Origin of the sequence: Nocardiopsis listeri (assembly GCF_020741345.1) — a bacterium.
GTDB classification, from domain to species: Bacteria; Actinomycetota; Actinomycetes; order Streptosporangiales; family Streptosporangiaceae; genus Nocardiopsis; species Nocardiopsis listeri_A.
The window spans coordinates 1-17,223 of the sequence record NZ_DYZD01000041.1 but is presented as its reverse complement, the minus strand read 5'-3'; the positions used below and the strand labels follow the sequence as shown (position 1 = coordinate 17,223).

Sequence of the window (17,223 nt, the reverse complement as noted above, 5' to 3'; positions counted from 1 at the left end):
ATCACCGAGACCCATGAGGACCTCGGCCCCTGCCCACGCTGCCACCCCGAGCGCGTACGGGAGCCCACCGGTGCCCTGAACCCCTGACCGTGACGGGCCTCGATGACGCTTTTCGATGGCCTGCCGCCTTGGCGAGGACCGAAGGCCCCGGGCGGTCGACGACGCCCGACTCACTGCATTCCAGGTGCGGGTGGCAAGCGGCACGTCAGAGCGGTACCGATTCCCTGTCCGCCCCTACCGGGCAGGTGGTCTCGGGGCAGGTCGACCGTGATGTGTCGAGGGGCGCGGCCCGGTCAGGTCCAGCGGGCCATGATGAGGCGTTTCTCGTCGAGGACCTCGGTGGGGGTGAACCCGGAGTGGATGAAGAAACGGACGCGGTCCTCGCAGCCCTCGCCCCCTTCGGGGATGAGGAACACCCACTCGACCTTCGCCGCGAGGGCCTCTTCCATGAACTTCTCGATGAGATCGCCGCCGATCCCGTGGTGGCGCTGTTCCTCGTCGACGACGATCGCCAGTACGTATCCGTGCGGGGGAGGGACCGGAGCGCCGGAACCCTCGTACTCACCGTCGAGGATCCCCTCCAACCAACCGACGATGTGCCCCTCTCGCTCGGCGACCAGCACGACCAGGTGGTCCGGCCACAGGTCCTCGGGGTAACCCTGCAGGTCGAAGTGCGGGGCCTCTTTGGTGATCAGCGCGGCGATCCCGGGCCCATCGCCCGGGACGGCCTCACGCACCACCGTGTCCATACCTCCATGCTCACGCCACCGGCCGTGTGTGCCAAGTAGGCGCGACCGATTCGAAAAACCTCACCCAACGCGACCTCGGACACCTCTCCTTCCCCTTCTCCGAACGGCCCGACCTGCTGGGAGGCGCCATCCGCCGACGCCCGACCACCCGACGCCATCGACCCCTCCTGAGGCGACCGCTCGCATACCCGGCGACCACCTCAGGCATCCTCCGATCCCCGCCCGCCTCCGCCCAACCCCTGGTGGTCGGGGGTCAACGCGAACCCCACCAGGTGCTCGGGCAGGTGCCGCTCGCACACCCGGCGCAGTTCGTCCCGGTGGCGCCGGATCGCCGGCCGGCGTCGCTCATCGACCCGCTCCTCCAGGTCGCGCAGGGCCGCGGACAACCTCCGGGTCACCTGGGTGTGTCCCTCGCACTGCAGCACCAACTCGCTGAAGGCCAGTTCCACGAACCCCTCCCAGGTGGGCAGCGGCATCAGAACGCGGGCGACCCCTCGGTGATCGTGAACGGTCCAGGTGTGTTCGGTGACCTCGGCGAAGGCCTCCACCAGGGTCTGGATCCGGTCCACGCACTGCACCACGGTGGTCGGATCGTTCTCTCCGAACGCCTGAGCGCGCACGCCGATGTCGACGATCTGTCGCAGACCGAACGCCGGATCCTGATAGGTGGACCGCTCCCGCCCGGTGCGCAGCGTCCGCGCCGCGCGTGCGACGGCGCGCGGCTGCCTCCCGGACCGGACGCTCAGGACCACACTGTCGGCGGGCACGTGGTCGCCGATCCTGGGCAGGACCCGTACGAAGGCGTCGTTGCGCCGTGCCCAGGCGGCCAGCCCGCGCTCGTCCACCCACGTCAGCACCCCCGCTCGGGCCTGGGAGGACACCCGGGTGACCTTGGTGCCGGAGGGTTCGGGAGCCGAGCGCGGGGGAGCGGCCGGGGCCATGCGCCGAATCTGCGAGAGCGTCCCTCGGGTGAGGTGGTCCATCACCGAGGTCACCCGCATCAGGTCGACGGTTCCCTGCACGAAGAACAGGAAGCTCAGCAGGCACAACAGCAACAAAAGGATCGACAGGGTGGTGGAGACCACGGGCACGAAGGGGTTGTCCTGGTCGGACAGGAGCCCGCCGAGGTAGAGCACCCCGATGGTGTAGACGAACGTGCCGAGGAAGACCGTGAGCGTGAGCTTGGTGGTCCAGCTGCGCGTGAACAGGTGGACGATGCGCGGTGAGAGCTTGTCGGTGGCCATTTGCAACGCCACCAGGGTGATGCTGAAGACCACGCCCATGACGGTGAGGGTGGCCGGCCCGACGGTCTGGATGACGGTGCGCCCGTTGTTCACCCAGGCGGACCAGTCCTTGGGGGAGACCTGTAGGTCCCCCTGGTATTCGACCAGGAAGTGCCCGACCGCCACGTCGACCACCGCGGTGGCGGGTGCCAGGACGGCGAAGAACACCATCCCGGCCAGCGGCACCATGACGAACGACTCCCGGACGCGCTCTCCCAGCGCCGACCTGGCCAACTTGTGTGGTCTGCCCATGTGCCGAACCTAGCCGGCCGCGGGTCTTGCGCCGGGTCCGACACGGGCGGTGCCCGGGACTTCGCGCGGCACGTCCTCCTCGCGGGGTCGAACCGGGAAAAGGGTCGCTGATTCGTGGAACCACTTCCGAATCTCTCGGACGCTCACCGGCCGGGTACTCAGGGAACGGAGATTCGGTAGACGTATCGCCGGCCCTTGGTCGGTCGGGCACGTGGGCCGGTGCGGGGTGGGCTCGTGCGAAACGGGCGATTCACGGGAGCGAGGGGCAGACATCCGTTCGGAATTAGTTTAAGATTCAACTTGTTGGAGCGAGTGAACGACCGACCCAGGAGAGGACGAAGGCCCATGGACGTACGCCCCTCGGGGATCCACCACGTGACCGCCATCGCGAGCGACCCCCAGGCCAACGCCGACTTCTACCTCAACGTCCTGGGCATGCGCCTGGTCAAACGCACCGTCAACTTCGACTCTCCCGAGACCTACCACCTGTACTACGGTGACCGCGCCGGCAACCCCGGCACGATCATGACCTTCTTCCCCTGGCCGGACGCGCCCAAGGGCAGGATCGGCGCGGGGCAGGCCACCACCACGACCTTCTCCGTTCCCGAAGGTTCCCTGGGCTGGTGGGCGGACCACCTCGCCACGCTCGACATCCCCTTCACCAGCCCCACCGAGCGCGCCGACGAGGACGTGCTGAGCCTGCGCGACCCCGACGGCCTGCTCATCGAGCTGGCCGCGAGCGCCGACCACCACGACACCGACCCCTGGGACGGGGGAGCGGTCCCCACCGACCACGCCATCCGCGGCATCCGCGCCGTCACCCTGACCGAACAGGACGCCGACGGCACCGCGAGGATGCTCGGCGACCAGTTGGGCTTTCGGCTGCACAGCGAGAGCGCCGGCCGGATGCGTTTTCACACCAACGACTCCGGCGACGGAGTGGGCACCATCGTCGACGTCCTGGCCGATCCCAAGGCCGAGCGCGGCCTGGTCGCCGCGGGCACCGTCCACCACGTCGCCTACCGGGCCCCCGACACCCCCGTCCAGGACGCCTGGCGCCGGCGCCTGGCCGACGACGGGGTGGGGGTCACCGAGATCCGCGACCGCAGCTACTTCACCTCGATCTACTTCCGTGAACCCGGCGGGGTGCTGTTGGAGATCGCCACCGACGGCCCCGGCTTCGACTACGACGAGCCCCTGCTGGAGCTGGGTCGTTCGTTGAAGCTGCCGCCGTGGTTGCAGCCCCGCCAGGACCAGATCGCCGCGAACCTGCCCCATCTGGAGGTGCCCCGGTGACCACCACCGAGGACTTCGTCCACGTCTTCGAACCGGCCACTGACCCGGACGCGCCCGCGCTGTTGCTGCTGCACGGCACCGGCGCCGACGAACACGACCTGTTGCCGCTGGGCCGGGCACTGGCTCCGGGCGCCGCGCTGCTCTCTGCGCGCGGCAAGGTGAACGAGAACGGCATGAACCGCTGGTTCCGTCGCCTGCGCGAGGGTGTCTTCGACGTCGAGGACCTGATCGTGCGCACCGCCGATCTGGCCGAGTTCGTCGAGGCCGCCACGGTCGCCTACGACCTGGACCCGAAGCGGATCGTGGTGAGCGGGTTCTCCAACGGTGCCAACACCGGCGCGGGGCTGTTGTTGCTGCACCCGGGACTGGTGGCGGGGGCGGCGCTGTTCGCCGGTGGCGCTCCGTTGCAGGGGCGCGAACCCGACCCGGTCGACCTGTCGGGGACCCGGGTGTTCCTGGGCAACGGGGTCGCCGACCCGATCACCACGATCGACCAGGCGCGGCTGGTGGCCGCCCAACTGGGGGAGCGGGGCGCGCACGTGCGCGCCGAGGAGCACCCCGGGGGACACCAGTTGCCGCGGTCGGTGGTGGCGCGGGCCCGGGAGTGGTTCGCGCAGGCGGCTTTCTAGAACTTGGGGGCCCGTCCCTCGGGCCCCCAACGAACGGCGGTGGCGTTCCCTGTACCTGGACGTCACCGCTTCTTCATGCCCCTTGATGAATCTACAATGTCAAGGTGGGCGTTCTGTCGACACCCCGACCTCGGTCATCGACTCATCTCCCATGACCGAGGTCGCGCCCACGACGACCGAACGAGCCGGTCCACGACCTCCGTCGGCTCCCGAGGTCGGGGAGCCCGCCCACGGAAAAGGACAATTCACCAGGTCCGCTGACAAAGCGGTCGGTCAGGCCGGCTAGATTGGCACGCGTCCCCTTCCCCGCCCCTGAGAAGAGCCCATGATCCCCTCTCCTGTCCCACAGGTCCGCTGATGGACCCCGAGATCCTGGGCCTGCTGCTGCCGGCCGCCGTCGCAGCCGGATGGGTCGACGCCGTGGTCGGGGGAGGAGGCCTGCTCCTACTGCCCGCCCTGATGGTCGCCGCCCCCAACACACCCCTGGCCACCCTGCTGGGCACCAACAAGCTCGGCGCGGTCTTCGGCACCGTCTCCGCCGCGGTGGCCTACGCCCGCAAGGTCGAGCTCGACCGCCGGGTCATCGTGCCCACCGCGGCCCTGGCCCTGCTCGGCTCGGGGTTGGGCGCGGGCCTGGCCACCGCCTTGACCGCCGACGTCCTCAAACCCGTCATCATGGTCGTCCTGGCCGGGGTGGCGCTGCTGGTGGTCTTCCGCCCGGCCATGGGTACCAGCCCCGATCCGGCGCTGCGCACCCGCAACCGGATCCTGGCCGTCCTGGCCCTGGCCGGTCTGGGCGTGAGCTTCTACGACGGACTCATCGGCCCGGGCACCGGCGTGTTCCTCATCATCGCCTTCACCGCGGTGCTGGGCATGGACTTCCTGCACGCCTCGGCCGCGGCCAAGATCGTCAACGTGTGCACCAACATCGGCGCCCTGGTGGTCTTCGGCCTGGGCGGGCACATCGACTGGCTGCTGGGCCTGGGGCTGGCGGTGTGCACCATCATCGGCGCGCAGGTCGGCGCCCGCATGGCCCTGCGCCGCGGAACCGGGTTCATTCGGATCGTGCTGCTCGTGGTGGTGCTGGCACTGCTGGTACGTATGGGCTGGGACGTCTTCGCCTGACCCACACCCCTCACCAGGAGACCCGTGACGCGCCCGACACCCGTGACCCTCGCACCCGCTCGACCCGAGCACGCCGCGCCCATCTCCCGACTGCGCGACGACCAGCCCGCCGGCTGAGGCGGAGCGGGATCGACCAATGGGCGCCCGGGAAGGTCACCCCCCAACAGGTCCGGGCGCGGATCGACCGGGGCCAGTGGTGGGTGCTGTGGGAGGACTTCCTGGCAGGGGCCGTTCGGGTGGTGGAGTCCGACCCACAGGTGTGGCCCGAGCCCGGGCCGGTGCCCGCCCGCTACGTCCACGGGCTCATGGTGGGTCACGAGGCCGCCGGTCGCCGGCTGGGCGAGGCGATGCTCGCCTGGGTCGAGGGCCGGGCGGCCGGTGCCGGGTGCGGCCTGGTGAGGTTGGACCGCGTGGCCGCCAACCCGGGGTTGTGCGCCTACTACGAACGCCTGGGCTATCGGCCCCGGGGCCGGACGTCCTTTCCCGAACACCTGGCCTGGCACCCGGTCATGCGCTACGAGAAGCCGGTGACTCGCACCCCCTGACCCCTCAGCCTCTGTGCGGGCACCCCGAGGACCCGGCGCGCACGCACGCACATCCGGTACGCGAACGGCTCGTCGCGCTGTCCGACACCACCGTCCTCGTGCTCGGCCACCGCCGCCTCCGCCTGGAGATCGACCAGGCGGCCGAGTTCCCCACGATGATGCCGCACGTGATCGGCACCGAAGACGGGCCCAGCGAGGCGATCGGCCGCTACGCCCTCGGCGTCCTGCAACGCATCCGCGGCATCATCGCCGACAGGCTCTCCCCCGAAGACCTCACCGCGCTCGACCGGCTCCTGGACACCAGCGGCCCGCGCGGCATGCTGGGCCGCGATGACCTGAGGGTACGCACCGAACGCACTGTCTGGTCCGCCCGTCGCACCCGACACGAGGTTCGAGGAGGAACGCCACAGGATTCAGCGGTGGATCCTCGCCGTCCGGCGAACAGGCCCCGCTCCCACAGCACGGATTCCCGTCCGGTCCTGGTGTATGAGGGGCACTCCCAGAACGTGGCGCTCGGGGGCGACAGCGCACACGATCGCGGAGGGACGTTCGGTCACCGGTGGGTTCACCTGATCCGTGACCTCAGGAAACCCCGCTCCCTTCCGGCCCGCCGGAGCTTCGGTACGGACGGGCCTACACCGCCGGGTCCATCTCACCGGTCAGGGCGGCGGTGACGTCGTCGATGATGCGATGGGCGCCATGGTGGTTGGCCGCACCCCAAAAGTCGTAGTCCACCCGGTAGATCCGCTCGTCCTGTACCGCGTTCAGGTTCGACCACACCCCGTCGGTGAAGGTGTCCGGGGCGTCGGCGAAACCGGAACCGGCCATGGCGAACACGACATCGCCATCGCCCTGCTCCAGGTTCTCGTAGCTGCGTGAGATGAAGTCGGTGTCGCCCTCGGCCTCCGACTGGGTGTCGGGGCGGGCGAAGCCCAAATCGTCGATGACCTGACCGGGGAAGGACTCGGGGGTCTCCAGACGGATCTCGGTCTCGTCCTGCAACCGCACCAGCGACACCTCGGTCTGGGCCGGGTCGACCCCCGCCCCCTCGATCCGGGCACGCGCCTCCTCGATGGCGGTGTCATAGGCGCCCAACGCCTCCTGGGCAGCCTCCTGGGCGCCCAGGACCTCGGCGACCTCCTCCAGGTGACCCCGCCAGGAACCGGTACCCTCCCACTCCAACAGCACGGTGGGGGCGATCGCCTCCAGCGAGTCCAGCATCTCTGCCTGGGAGCCCATCGGGGTTTCCACACCGATGATCAGGTCCGGTTCGGTGGTGGCCAGTGCCTCGATGTTGACGTCGTCCTCCACGGGGGAGTTGGTGACCAGGGTCAACGCCCCACCGTCGACGCCGGCCGGCAGGAACGGCGCCAGCTCCTGGTCGGCCGAACCCGGGGTGCCCATGGTGCCCACCACCTCGTGCCCCAGACCGGTGACGGCGGCCAGGGTGGGACGCCACAGCACGGCCACGCGTTCGGGCTCGGCGGGGATCTCCACCTGGCCGTTGGCCCCCTCCACGGTCCGGGTCCTTCCGCCCGCCGCGTCGTCGGAACCGGTGTCGTCGGAGCCGGGGCCGCACCCGGTCAGTGCGAGCGCCCCCGCCAGGGGCAGGCAGGCGAAGGCGAGCAGGCGGCGTGTGTACGACATCGTTGGGGGATCCTTCCGTGCGAACATGACGTAGGTAAGGCTAACCTGTCCCAGTGGTGTTCGTCCGGGTTTTCCCGGTGCCTACGATGCGACGTCGGCACCGCCGGCGCCACCACGCCCCCCACAACCACCATCCGTACCCGCACCAGAACGGGGAAGCCGTGGCCCTGCGCGCGCCCACACCAACGCGCCCCACCCTCACCCGACGCGTGATCCGCCCCATCGGCCTCGTCGTCGCCCTGGCGGCCCTGGCCGTGTGCGCGCTGCTCAGCGTCACCGTGGGAGCCAAACCCATCCCCGCCACCGACGTCTGGGCCGCCCTGACCGACTACAACGGCGGCTACGACCACGACGTCATCCGCACCCTGCGCGTACCCCGCACCATCATCGGTGTGTTCGTGGGCGCCGCGCTGGGCATGGCGGGCGCCCTCATGCAGGCCCTGACCCGCAACCCACTGGCCGAACCCGGCATCCTGGGCATCAACTCCGGAGCCGCGGCCGCCGTGGTCATCGCCGTGTTCCTGTTCGGCCTGAGCGGCTCCGGACTGGTCTGGCCCGCCTTCATCGGCGCCGCCCTGGCCGCCGTGGCCGTCTACGCCCTGGGCTCACGCGGACGCGCCAGCGCCACCCCGGTCCGCCTGGCACTGGCCGGAACCGCCCTGGCCGCAGTCCTGCAGGGACTGATCTACGGGGTCATCGTCCTCAACGACTTCGTGTTCGACCGCATCCGCTTCTGGCAGGTGGGCTCCCTCACCGGACGCGATCTGGACCTGTTCTGGCAGGTCGCACCCTTCCTGGTCGTGGGCGTCCTGCTCACCCTGGCCCTGGGCCCGTCCCTGAACGCGATCGCCCTGGGCGACGACCTGGCCGCCACCCTGGGCGCCCGCATCCCCCTGATCCGCGCCGGAACCGCCGTGGCCGTCATCCTGTTGTGCGGGGCCGCCACCGCCGCGGCCGGTCCCATCTGGTTCGTCGGCCTGATCATCCCGCACGCCGCCCGGGTCGTCACCGGCCCCGACCAACGCTGGATGCTGCCCTACTCCGCCGTCCTGGGCGCGATCCTGCTCACCGCGGCCGACACCGTGGGGCGCGTCATCCTGCCCGGATCCGAGCTGGAGGTCGGCATCATCACCGCCTTCGTGGGCGCACCCCTGTTCATCGCCCTGGTCCGCAGTAGAAAGATGGCCCAACTTTGAACAAGACCCTGGCACCACCACGCCCCGACGAGCACACCCACACCCGCCCGCGCGGCACCGTGGCCTGGCGCAGCAAGGGCGAACGCCTGTCGTTCCTGCTGCGTCCGCGCACCCTGATCGTGTGCCTGCTCCTGGCCCTGGTGAGCGTGGCGACCCTGATGGTCTCGGTGACCGTCGGCGACTACGAGATCCCCCTGTCGGCGGTACCCGGCGCCCTGATGGGCCACGGCGAACGCCTGGACGTGTTCTTCGTCCAGGGCGTGCGCCTGCCACGCGCCCTGACCGCGATCGGAGTGGGCGCCGCCCTGGGCATCGCCGGCGCGGTCTTCCAGAGCCTGTCGCGCAACGCCCTGGGCAGCCCCGACATCATCGGCTTCACCTCCGGCGCGGCCACCGGAGCCGTGTTCGCCATCCTCATCCTGGGCGCGAGCCGCCTGGTGGTCTCCCTGGGAGCCATCGCCGGCGGCCTGGTCACCGCCGCCGTGGTCTACCTGCTGGCCATGAAGAACGGGGTGCAGGGATACCGACTGGTCCTGGTCGGAATCGGTGTGTCGGCGATGCTGGCCTCGGTACGCGACTACCTGCTGACCCGCGCCGAACTCACCGACGCCCTGGGTGCGCAGATCTGGATGATCGGCAGCCTGAACGGACGCGGATGGGGCGAGGTCGCGGCCGTGTGGATCGGTTTCGCCCTCCTGGCCCCGGTGCTGTTCGCGGTGGGCCAACGCCTGCGGTTCATGGAACTGGGCGACGACGCCGCCCAAGGGTTGGGAGTGAACACCCGCTCCACCCAGGTCATCGCCCTGGCCGCGGCCAGCGCCCTGACCGGCGCGGCCATCGCGGTGGCAGGCCCCATCGGATTCGTGGCCCTGGCCGCCCCCCAACTCGCCAGACGACTGACCCGCACCGGCGGCACCACGTTGATCGGCGCGGCGCTCATGGGCGCCACCCTGCTGGTGCTCGCCGACCTGGTGGCCATGCGCGCCCTGACCCCCACCCAGCTCCCGGTGGGTGTGGTCACCGCCGTCATCGGCGGCAGCTACCTGATCTGGTTGCTGTACACCGAGTGGCGCAGCGGCCGCGCCTGACCCCCACCCCCCACACCCGAGACGTCCCGCGCACTTGAAAGAGCGACGATGAACGACCAGACCCGCCTGACCGGCCAAGACCTGACCCTCGCCTACGACCAACGGGTCATCTCACGCGAGTTGGCCGTCACCATCCCCGACAACTCCTTCACCGTCATCGTGGGCCCCAACGCCTGCGGCAAGTCGACGCTGCTGCGGGCCCTCTCACGCACACTCAAACCCTCGGAGGGCAACGTCCTACTGGACGGGCAGGTCATCGGCTCCTACCCGGCCAAGGAGGTGGCGCGCCGGTTGGGGTTGCTGCCACAGACCTCCATCGCCCCGGACGGGATCGGCGTGGCCGACCTGGTCGCCCGCGGACGCTTCCCACACCAGAGCTTCCTGCGCCAGTGGTCGGCCCAGGACGAGGCGGTGGTGGCCCAGGCCATGGAGTCCACCGGGGTGACCGCCCTGGCCGACCGGTCGGTGGACGAACTCTCCGGCGGTCAACGCCAGAGGGTGTGGTTGGCGATGGTGCTGGCCCAACAGACCCCGCTGCTGCTGTTGGACGAGCCCACCACCTACCTCGACATCGCCCACCAGATGGACATGCTGGACCTGTGCGCGGACCTGCACACCGAACAGGGCCACACCCTGGTGGCGGTGCTGCACGACCTCAACCACGCCTGCCGCTACGCCACCCACCTGATCGTGATGCAGGACGGCGCGATCGTGGCCGAGGGCGACCCGGCCACCGTGGTCACCGCCGACCTGGTGGAGAAGGTGTTCGGACTGCCGGTACGCATCATCGCCGACCCCGAGACCGACACCCCGATGATCGTGCCGCTGGACCGGCGCGGGATCCGACGCGACCACGGGTGAGAGGCGCTGACCGCGGGGCCCGCCCGGTCAGCGCCGCAGCAGGGCCCGGAGCTCCTCGATGACCAGGGCGGGGTCCTCCTCGGCCATGAAGTGACCGCACCCCACCGTGTCGTGGCGCAGGTCCTTGGCCCAGCGCCCCCACAGGGCGGCTGCGTCGTAGCCCAGGTCCGCACCCCAGTCCTGCTGCAACACCGTCACCGGCATGCTCAACCGGTTCCCGGCCGCACGGTCGACCAGGTCGTGTTCCAGGTCGATCCCGGCCGAGGCCCGATAGTCGGCCACGATCGAGGGCACCGCACCCGCGCACGCCTCCAGGTAGGCGCGACGTACCGGAGCGGGGATCGCCTCCGAGGAGTTCGCCCACAGGTCGAGGAAGTACCCGAAGAACACCTCCGGAGCGGCCTGGATCATCGTCTCGGCGATCCCGGGCGGCTGCGCCATCAGGTACAGGTGAAAGCCCACCGCACCCTGAACGCCCCGCAACGCCTCCCACATCTCCGGCACGGGCAGCACGTCCAGCACGGCCAGACGGGTGACCGAGTCGGGATGGTCCAGACCGGCACGGATACCCACCAGGGCACCTCGGTCGTGCCCGGCCAGCGCGAAACGCTCATGCCCCAACGCACGGACCAGGGCCACCACGTCCGCGGCCATGGTGCGCTTGGCGTAGGTGCGGGGCCCATCCTCGGCGGGGTGATCGCTGCCTCCGTACCCGCGCAGGTCCGGGCAGATCACGGTGTGGTCCCCGGCCAGATCTGCGGCCACGTGCCGCCACATCAGATGCGTCTGCGGGAAGCCGTGCAACAGCACCACGGCCGGCCCGGACCCGCTCACCGCCACGTTCAGCGACACGTCCTCGGCCACCGGGACACGGCGGTACTCGAAACCGGTGATGACGCTCGACATGCGAAGGTTCCTCTCAAACGACTGGAAAAGCGGATGCGACCAGCCTCTCGGTCCCCGATGAGCAACCGATGAGCACGCGGTACCGTGACCCCTGTCCGGAGGCGACGGAGAAGGCGGGGGTGGGGCGGTGACGACGCGCCTGGGGGTACTGGGACCGGTACGGGCCTGGGACGACCACGGTCACGACCTACCGCTCAAAGGACCACGACACCGCCAACTCCTGGCCCGGCTGACCATCGCCCACGGCCGAGTGGTCCCGGTGAACGTACTGGTCGAGGACCTGTGGGAAGGCCAGGACCCACCCGCGAACGCGATCGGGGCCGTGCGCACCTTCGTGGCCGCCCTACGTCGAGCCCTGGAACCCGACCGCGCCCCACGCACACCACCGACCCTGCTCCTCACCCAAGGCCCCGGATACGCACTACGCACCCGCGCAGTGGACGCCCGCACCTTCGAATCCGACCTGGCCCACACACGATCGACCACCGACCCCCACCAAAGGGCCCGCACCCTGGAACAGGCCCTGGAACTGTGGCGCGGCCCCGCCTACGCCGACGTCGCCCACACCACCTGGGCCCGGGCCGAACGCGCCCGCCTGAACCAACTCCGACTCCACACCGTGGAGACCCTGGCCCACGCCCACCTGGACACCGGCCACACCGCCCGGGCCATCGCCGACCTGGACGCACACCTGGCCGACCACCCCTGGCGCGAACAGGCCTGGCAACTCCTGGCCAGGGCCCTGTACCGGGCCGGACGCCAAGGCGAGGCGCTCCAGGTCCTACGCCGAGCCCGCGCCCTGCTCGCCCACGACCTGGGCCTGGACCCGGGGCGGGCCCTGCGCCGCCTCGAACACGACATCCTCCACCAGGCCGACCACCTCGACGCACCCGACCAACCCACCGACGTGGTCGACCAGCTCTGGCACAGCACCGCCCGCGCCTACCGATCAGGCCCCGGCCCCCGAGCCCGCCTCGAAACCACCGTGGGCCTGCTGCGCTCCCTGGCCCTGACCGGCCCCGAAGGACTGATCGGCGCCCGACGACGCCGCGTGGAGGCCATCGACGCCGCCCGAGAACTGGGCGACCCCGAACTCACCGCCCGCGTGATCGGCGCCTTCGACGTACCCGCCAACTGGACCCGATCCGACGACCCCGACCAGGCCGCACACGTGGTGGCCGCCACCGAGGACACCCTGACCGGGCTGGGCCCGAACGCCCACCCGGCCACACGTTCGCGCCTGTTGACCACCATCGCCCTGGAATCCCGAGGGACGAACTCCCCACGCCCGCGCCGGGCCGCCTCGGAGGCCGAGGACCTGGCCCGGGAATCGGGCGATCCGGCCCTGTTGGTGTTCACGCTCAACGGCCGATGGATGCAGACCTTCCACCGCACCGGACTGGCCACCGAACGAGGACGGATCGGCGACGAACTGGTCCGGGTGTCCGCGCGCCAGGGTTCCGACCCCTTCGAGATCCTGGGGCACCTGATCGGGGTGCAGACCGGCGCGGCACTCGGTGACGTGGAGCGCGCGGACCACCACGCGCAGGCCGCCGAACGGTTGGCCCGCCGCCACGAACGCCCCCTGGTGAAGGTCTTCACGACCTGGTACCGGGCCCTGCGCCTGGACCTGCGAGACCAGGACCCCGACCAGGTGGCCGACGCCTACCGGGCGGCCGCCGAACGCACCGCCACCGCCGGCATGCCCGGCCTGGAACAAGGGCTGCGGGCTCTGGCCCTGGCCTGCCTGCGGCTGCGCCACGACCTGCCCTGGCGAGAGGACCCCGGCACCGATTGGGGACCGCACACACCCTGGGCGCTCCCCTCACGGCTGCTCGCCCAGGACCGGGCCGAAGAGGCCGCCCACGTCCTGGACCGGTTCACCGACCCCGCCCCGGGACTGCTCATGGAGGCCCACTGGGCGCTCATCGCCCACGCCGCCCTGACCATCGAGCATCGGCCCGCCCTGCACCGCGCCCACACCGCCCTGGCACCGGCCCGCGGTGAGCACGCCGGGGCCCAGGGCGGCCTGTTCACCGCGGGGCCGGTCACCGATCTGCTGGAGCGTATCGAAGGCGCCCTTTGACCCCGGAGTGTTCTGCGTGGTCACTCGCCCGCCCCCGAACCGTCGGCGGCCACGATTTTGAGGGTGCCGGGCATCGGAGGGGCCTTCCCGTCACCGTCACAGTTCCTTGATGCGGGCCAACACCGAACGCAGGGTGTCGGCGTCGGGCCGGTGTCCTTCCTGGTCGAAGGAGTGCACCATCACCCGCCCCTGGTCCACCAGATCCGACAGCAACACCCGTAGTACCCCCGGCGCGAACCCCGAACGGGCCGACACCTCGGCCACCGACACCGGGCGCACGCACAACGACAGGATCGCCTCCAGCTCCGGATCCAGTTCCGTCGGCTCCACCGATGGCACCGCCACCACCCGGGTGCCCGGCGCCAGGTCCGCGCGGGTGGGGCGCGTGCGGCCCCCGGTGAGCGAATAGGGGCGGATCAGGCTCGATTCGGTCGACCACCCTCGGCTCCGATGCGGCGACGGACTCATCCGCGCTCACCTCCCACACGGGCAGGAACCGACAGGTGAGGGTCGACCCGGTCAGGCGGCTCGCCCATCGACCCGCCTGACCGGGTGGCCGCATCCTCCCTGTCCAGGGCCTGCTCCCGCGCTGTGGCGCTCGCCGACATCGGCATCGTCCCTTTCGTCTGATCGAGGAGTTCGCGGATGCGCGTGGTGGGGGCAGGGAGCGCTGGTGGGGGAGAGGGCATCAATGGTCCGGTCGGTGCGTTCGTGGGTGCCGGCGAGCAGGGCCCACATGGTGAGCAGGGTGGGGCGGGGGAGTGGAGGGACACCAGGGCGGATCACGGCAACGAAGCGACCGGTGCTTCTCGCGGGGGCAGGGGATCGCCTTTCGGGGGAGTGGAGGGCCTGTCCTGGGGACGCCGGTGGGGATCGGGGTGTAGGGGAGGGGGTGACTACACCGAGCCAACCCCGCGGTGGGGGTTTTGGCAAGGGTGGGTGTCCGGATGCGGTTGTGGTGAGGGGGTTCCTCGCGTACCTCTTCGTTCGCGCATCTAATAATCTACGTCGTAAAGGTGCGGGTCCGGTAGTGAACCACCTGCCTCAAGACCACCTCAAGACCAAAGGAGCGGCTTCGCCGCACCGATACAAAGGGGTCTTCGCGTGCGGGGTGGGGTGATGGTCGGGCCCGGTCCGGGTAGGTACCGGCCGGAACCGGCCGATCACGGATTGGCACCTCAAGCGGCACCGAACCTCGAAGGGGGAGTCATGGTCCGACTCGATGACGAACAGATCCGGGAAGGTCTGGAGCGGCTCACGGAGTGGGAGTGGGATCCCGAGACGGTCTCGGTCCACCGCACGGTGAGCCTGCCGGACTTCCTGGCCGCGATCGCCCTGGTGAGCGAGGTGGCCCAGGCCGCCGAGCAGGTCGAGCACCATCCCGACATCGACATCCGCTACAACACGGTGCGGCTGACGCTGAGCACCCATTCCGAGGGTGCGGTCACCGACAAGGACATGGCCCTGGCCGCTCGAATCGATGAGCTGGTGGCGGCGACGGTCCCCACGGACTGACCTCGCAGGGCGTCGCGGCCCTTGTCGGTCCGGTGCCGGCGGCCGGTCACCGGACCTGTGAGGCCGTGATCACCGGCCTTTCGACGAGCGGTGGCCCTCGTCGGGGAGTCCTCAGGAGCCGTTCGAGGGCGGGATCACCGAGATCGTGCCCTGGGCCACGGCGCACAGCGTCTGCACGCCTTCCTGGTCCACCGCGAACAGGTCACAGCGGCACACCACGCGGCTACGGCCCGAACGCACGACCCGGCCGTGGGAGCGCAGTACGGTTCCGGTGGCGGGTCGCAGGTAGTCGATGGTGAACCCACTGGTGAGGACACCGGCGCCGACCACACTTCCCGCGGCGAAGGTGAGCGTGTTGTCGGCCGCGTAGCTCAGGACCCCGCCGTGCAGGTATCCGTTCTGTTGGAGCAGTTCCTGGCGGATGTCCAGCTCCAGGGTGGCCTCTCCGTCGCCGAAGGCGGTCAGGCGGGCGCCGACCAGGTTGTTGAAGGGTTGGGCCGCCAGGATCTCCTGGGCGAACTCCAGGCCGGCGTCGTTCATGGGGTCCTCTCGGTTCTCACTTTGATAGTGAAGTGAGGTTCTCTCGCTCCATGTGCCTCTGTCAAGATTCGATCCATGGCCGAACCCGATCAGCGTCTGTACTTCCTCCTGCAACGAGCAGCGCACCGGTTGCGCACCGACGCCGACCGTCGCTGCCTGGCGGCCGCAGGCGTCACCACCGCCCAACTCGGCGCCCTGTTCGCCCTACGCGACCGCCCGGGCATCACCCAGCAACGGCTCGCCCACACCCTGGGGTTGGGCGAGTCCGCCATCACCTCCCTGGTCGCGCGGCTGACCAGGGCCGGGCTGGTCACCAAGGACACCCACCCCAGTCGGCATCGTGCGGTGGTGTTGAACCTGACCTCGGCGGGGGAGGAGAGCCTGGCCGCGGCCCGACCCGAGATCGACCGGTTCAACGCCGAGGCGCGGACGTTGTTGGGCCAGGAGGGGTTCGATGGGGTGGTGGAGGCTCTGCGGAGGTTGGCCCTTTGGGAGCCCTGAGGAACGGGTGTGCCTTGCGGGCCTCTACGATCGGTCTCCATGACCGAACACGCTCTGTCCGTTTCCCGTGCCTATGACGAGATCGCCGAACTCTACGCGGAGCACGCGGGTTCGGCCTTCGCGGTGGATCCGTTGCATCGGGCCATGGTCGACGCTTTCGCGGACATGGTGCGTTCCACCGGTGGCGGCACGGTTTTGGACGCCGGTTGCGGCCCCGGGCACATCAGTGCTCACCTGGTCGGGCGCGGGTTGTCGGTGGTGGGTGTGGACCTGGCGTCGGCGTCGCTGGCGTTGGCTCGTGGGATGGGGTCGTCGGCGGGGTTCGTGGTGGGCGGGTTGGCGGAGTTGCCGCTGGTGAGTGGTTCGGTGGCGGGAGTGTTGTCGTCGTATTCGATCATCCACACTCCGCCCGAGGGGCTGTCCGGGGTGTTGGCTCAGATGGGGCGGGTTCTGGTGGGTGGGGGGTACCTGTTGGTGTCCTTCCAAAGTCATGAGGATCCGGGGGGTCGGGTGGAGGCCTTCGATCATCAGGTGGCCACGGCCTACCGGTACGGCGTCGACGAGGTGTCGGGGTTGTTGGGTGAGGTGGGTGTGGTGGAGGTGTCCCGGTCGGTGGTGTCGGGTCTTGAGGATCCTCGGCGTGGGTTCGCCCAGGCGCATCTGTTGTGCCGCAGGGAGTGGCCGAGCGTGTGAGGGGTGTGGGGCTCGGGTGGTGTCGGTGTGGTGGGGTTCTTGGGGTGGGTATGGGAACGGCCCCGTCGAGCGGGTGCTCGGCGGGGCCGTGGTGTGTGGCAGGCGGATGCGGTGGTCGCCTCGCGGCGGGTTGCGCAACGCGGTTCCGAGCCGCCCGCGTGGGGCGTGGTATTCCGTGAAGGCGGTGTGTGGAGCCCGGGGGACACTTGCTACCGCATCTGCCTGCATTGGGTGTAACGGGTGAGGGGGCGTGAGTATTTCCTGGGTGGGGATGTTTGTGTGTCGGGGATCGGGTAGGGCGTGGGGTGAGA

18 protein-coding genes are annotated in these 17,223 nt (G+C 70.2%); 11 read left to right on the top strand and 7 right to left on the bottom strand.

Annotated features, from left to right (window positions below; all coding sequences use genetic code 11):
* Positions 1-293: 293 nt before the first annotated feature.
* A complete protein-coding gene (locus K8V84_RS02370) occupies positions 294-749 on the bottom strand; it encodes a GNAT family N-acetyltransferase (RefSeq protein ID WP_304069731.1) in 456 nt (151 codons plus the stop codon).
* Between the two features lie 200 nt (positions 750-949).
* Complete coding sequence (locus tag K8V84_RS02365; protein ID WP_304069729.1) at positions 950-2,284, bottom strand: DUF2254 domain-containing protein; 1,335 nt, start codon at positions 2,282-2,284, stop codon at positions 950-952.
* Between the two features lie 345 nt (positions 2,285-2,629).
* On the opposite strand from K8V84_RS02365, the gene K8V84_RS02360 reads away from it, so the two are divergent.
* The 4 genes from K8V84_RS02360 to K8V84_RS02345 all read left to right on the top strand — a co-directional run bounded on the left by K8V84_RS02360 (position 2,630) and on the right by K8V84_RS02345 (position 5,879).
* A complete protein-coding gene (locus K8V84_RS02360) occupies positions 2,630-3,580 on the top strand; it encodes a ring-cleaving dioxygenase (RefSeq protein ID WP_304069728.1) in 951 nt (316 codons plus the stop codon).
* A complete protein-coding gene (locus tag K8V84_RS02355) occupies positions 3,577-4,209 on the top strand; it encodes an alpha/beta hydrolase (protein WP_304069727.1) in 633 nt (210 codons plus the stop codon). Before K8V84_RS02360 ends, K8V84_RS02355 begins: the two co-directional genes overlap by 4 nt.
* A gap of 357 nt (positions 4,210-4,566) precedes the next feature.
* A complete protein-coding gene (locus K8V84_RS02350; protein WP_304069724.1) occupies positions 4,567-5,334 on the top strand; it encodes a TSUP family transporter in 768 nt (255 codons plus the stop codon).
* Positions 5,335-5,447: 113 nt separating this feature from the next.
* Entirely contained in the window at positions 5,448-5,879 is a 432-nt protein-coding gene (locus tag K8V84_RS02345; protein WP_304069737.1) for a GNAT family N-acetyltransferase, read from the top strand.
* On the opposite strand, the gene K8V84_RS02340 is transcribed toward K8V84_RS02345, so the two are convergent.
* Both K8V84_RS02340 and K8V84_RS02330 read right to left on the bottom strand, forming a co-directional pair.
* Entirely contained in the window at positions 5,849-6,046 is a 198-nt protein-coding gene (locus K8V84_RS02340) for a hypothetical protein (protein ID WP_304069739.1), read from the bottom strand. The two genes, K8V84_RS02345 and K8V84_RS02340, sit on opposite strands and share 31 nt — an antisense overlap.
* Before the next feature lie 466 nt (positions 6,047-6,512).
* On the bottom strand, positions 6,513-7,526 hold the full coding sequence (locus K8V84_RS02330) for an iron-siderophore ABC transporter substrate-binding protein (RefSeq protein WP_304069721.1): 1,014 nt from the start codon (positions 7,524-7,526) through the stop codon (positions 6,513-6,515).
* Positions 7,527-7,687: 161 nt separating this feature from the next.
* On the opposite strand from K8V84_RS02330, the gene K8V84_RS02325 reads away from it, so the two are divergent.
* Genes K8V84_RS02325 through K8V84_RS02315 form a run of 3 tightly spaced genes read left to right on the top strand, consistent with a single transcriptional unit; the run spans position 7,688 to position 10,671 of the window.
* Positions 7,688-8,722, top strand: a complete 1,035-nt coding sequence (locus K8V84_RS02325) for an iron ABC transporter permease (protein WP_304069734.1) — start codon at positions 7,688-7,690, stop codon at positions 8,720-8,722.
* Complete coding sequence (locus K8V84_RS02320) at positions 8,719-9,810, top strand: iron chelate uptake ABC transporter family permease subunit (protein ID WP_304069719.1); 1,092 nt, start codon at positions 8,719-8,721, stop codon at positions 9,808-9,810. The genes K8V84_RS02325 and K8V84_RS02320 overlap by 4 nt, the downstream gene beginning before the upstream one ends.
* Before the next feature lie 48 nt (positions 9,811-9,858).
* Positions 9,859-10,671, top strand: a complete 813-nt coding sequence (locus K8V84_RS02315) for an ABC transporter ATP-binding protein (protein ID WP_304069717.1) — start codon at positions 9,859-9,861, stop codon at positions 10,669-10,671.
* Between the two features lie 27 nt (positions 10,672-10,698).
* On the opposite strand, the gene K8V84_RS02310 is transcribed toward K8V84_RS02315, so the two are convergent.
* Positions 10,699-11,577 carry an alpha/beta hydrolase gene (locus K8V84_RS02310; protein WP_304069715.1) on the bottom strand — a complete coding sequence of 293 codons (879 nt, stop codon included), beginning with the start codon at positions 11,575-11,577 and terminating at the stop codon, positions 10,699-10,701.
* Between the two features lie 127 nt (positions 11,578-11,704).
* On the opposite strand from K8V84_RS02310, the gene K8V84_RS02305 reads away from it, so the two are divergent.
* Complete coding sequence (locus tag K8V84_RS02305) at positions 11,705-13,663, top strand: BTAD domain-containing putative transcriptional regulator (RefSeq protein WP_304069713.1); 1,959 nt, start codon at positions 11,705-11,707, stop codon at positions 13,661-13,663.
* A gap of 96 nt (positions 13,664-13,759) precedes the next feature.
* Here the strand turns inward: K8V84_RS02305 and K8V84_RS02300 are convergent, their stop codons facing one another.
* Complete coding sequence (locus K8V84_RS02300; RefSeq protein ID WP_304069711.1) at positions 13,760-14,131, bottom strand: DUF742 domain-containing protein; 372 nt, start codon at positions 14,129-14,131, stop codon at positions 13,760-13,762.
* A gap of 741 nt (positions 14,132-14,872) precedes the next feature.
* Here K8V84_RS02300 and K8V84_RS02295 point away from each other — a divergent pair.
* Positions 14,873-15,178 carry a 4a-hydroxytetrahydrobiopterin dehydratase gene (locus K8V84_RS02295; protein ID WP_304069709.1) on the top strand — a complete coding sequence of 102 codons (306 nt, stop codon included), beginning with the start codon at positions 14,873-14,875 and terminating at the stop codon, positions 15,176-15,178.
* Positions 15,179-15,289: 111 nt separating this feature from the next.
* On the opposite strand, the gene K8V84_RS02290 is transcribed toward K8V84_RS02295, so the two are convergent.
* The gene (locus tag K8V84_RS02290; RefSeq protein WP_304069707.1) at positions 15,290-15,718 is read right to left on the bottom strand and encodes a PaaI family thioesterase; all 429 of its coding nucleotides are present in this window, start codon (positions 15,716-15,718) and stop codon (positions 15,290-15,292) included.
* A gap of 75 nt (positions 15,719-15,793) precedes the next feature.
* Here K8V84_RS02290 and K8V84_RS02285 point away from each other — a divergent pair, with 75 nt between their 5' ends.
* Both K8V84_RS02285 and K8V84_RS02280 read left to right on the top strand, forming a co-directional pair.
* A complete protein-coding gene (locus K8V84_RS02285; RefSeq protein WP_304069704.1) occupies positions 15,794-16,219 on the top strand; it encodes a MarR family winged helix-turn-helix transcriptional regulator in 426 nt (141 codons plus the stop codon).
* Positions 16,220-16,258: 39 nt separating this feature from the next.
* Complete coding sequence (locus K8V84_RS02280; protein ID WP_304069701.1) at positions 16,259-16,912, top strand: class I SAM-dependent methyltransferase; 654 nt, start codon at positions 16,259-16,261, stop codon at positions 16,910-16,912.
* Positions 16,913-17,223 lie beyond the last annotated feature (311 nt).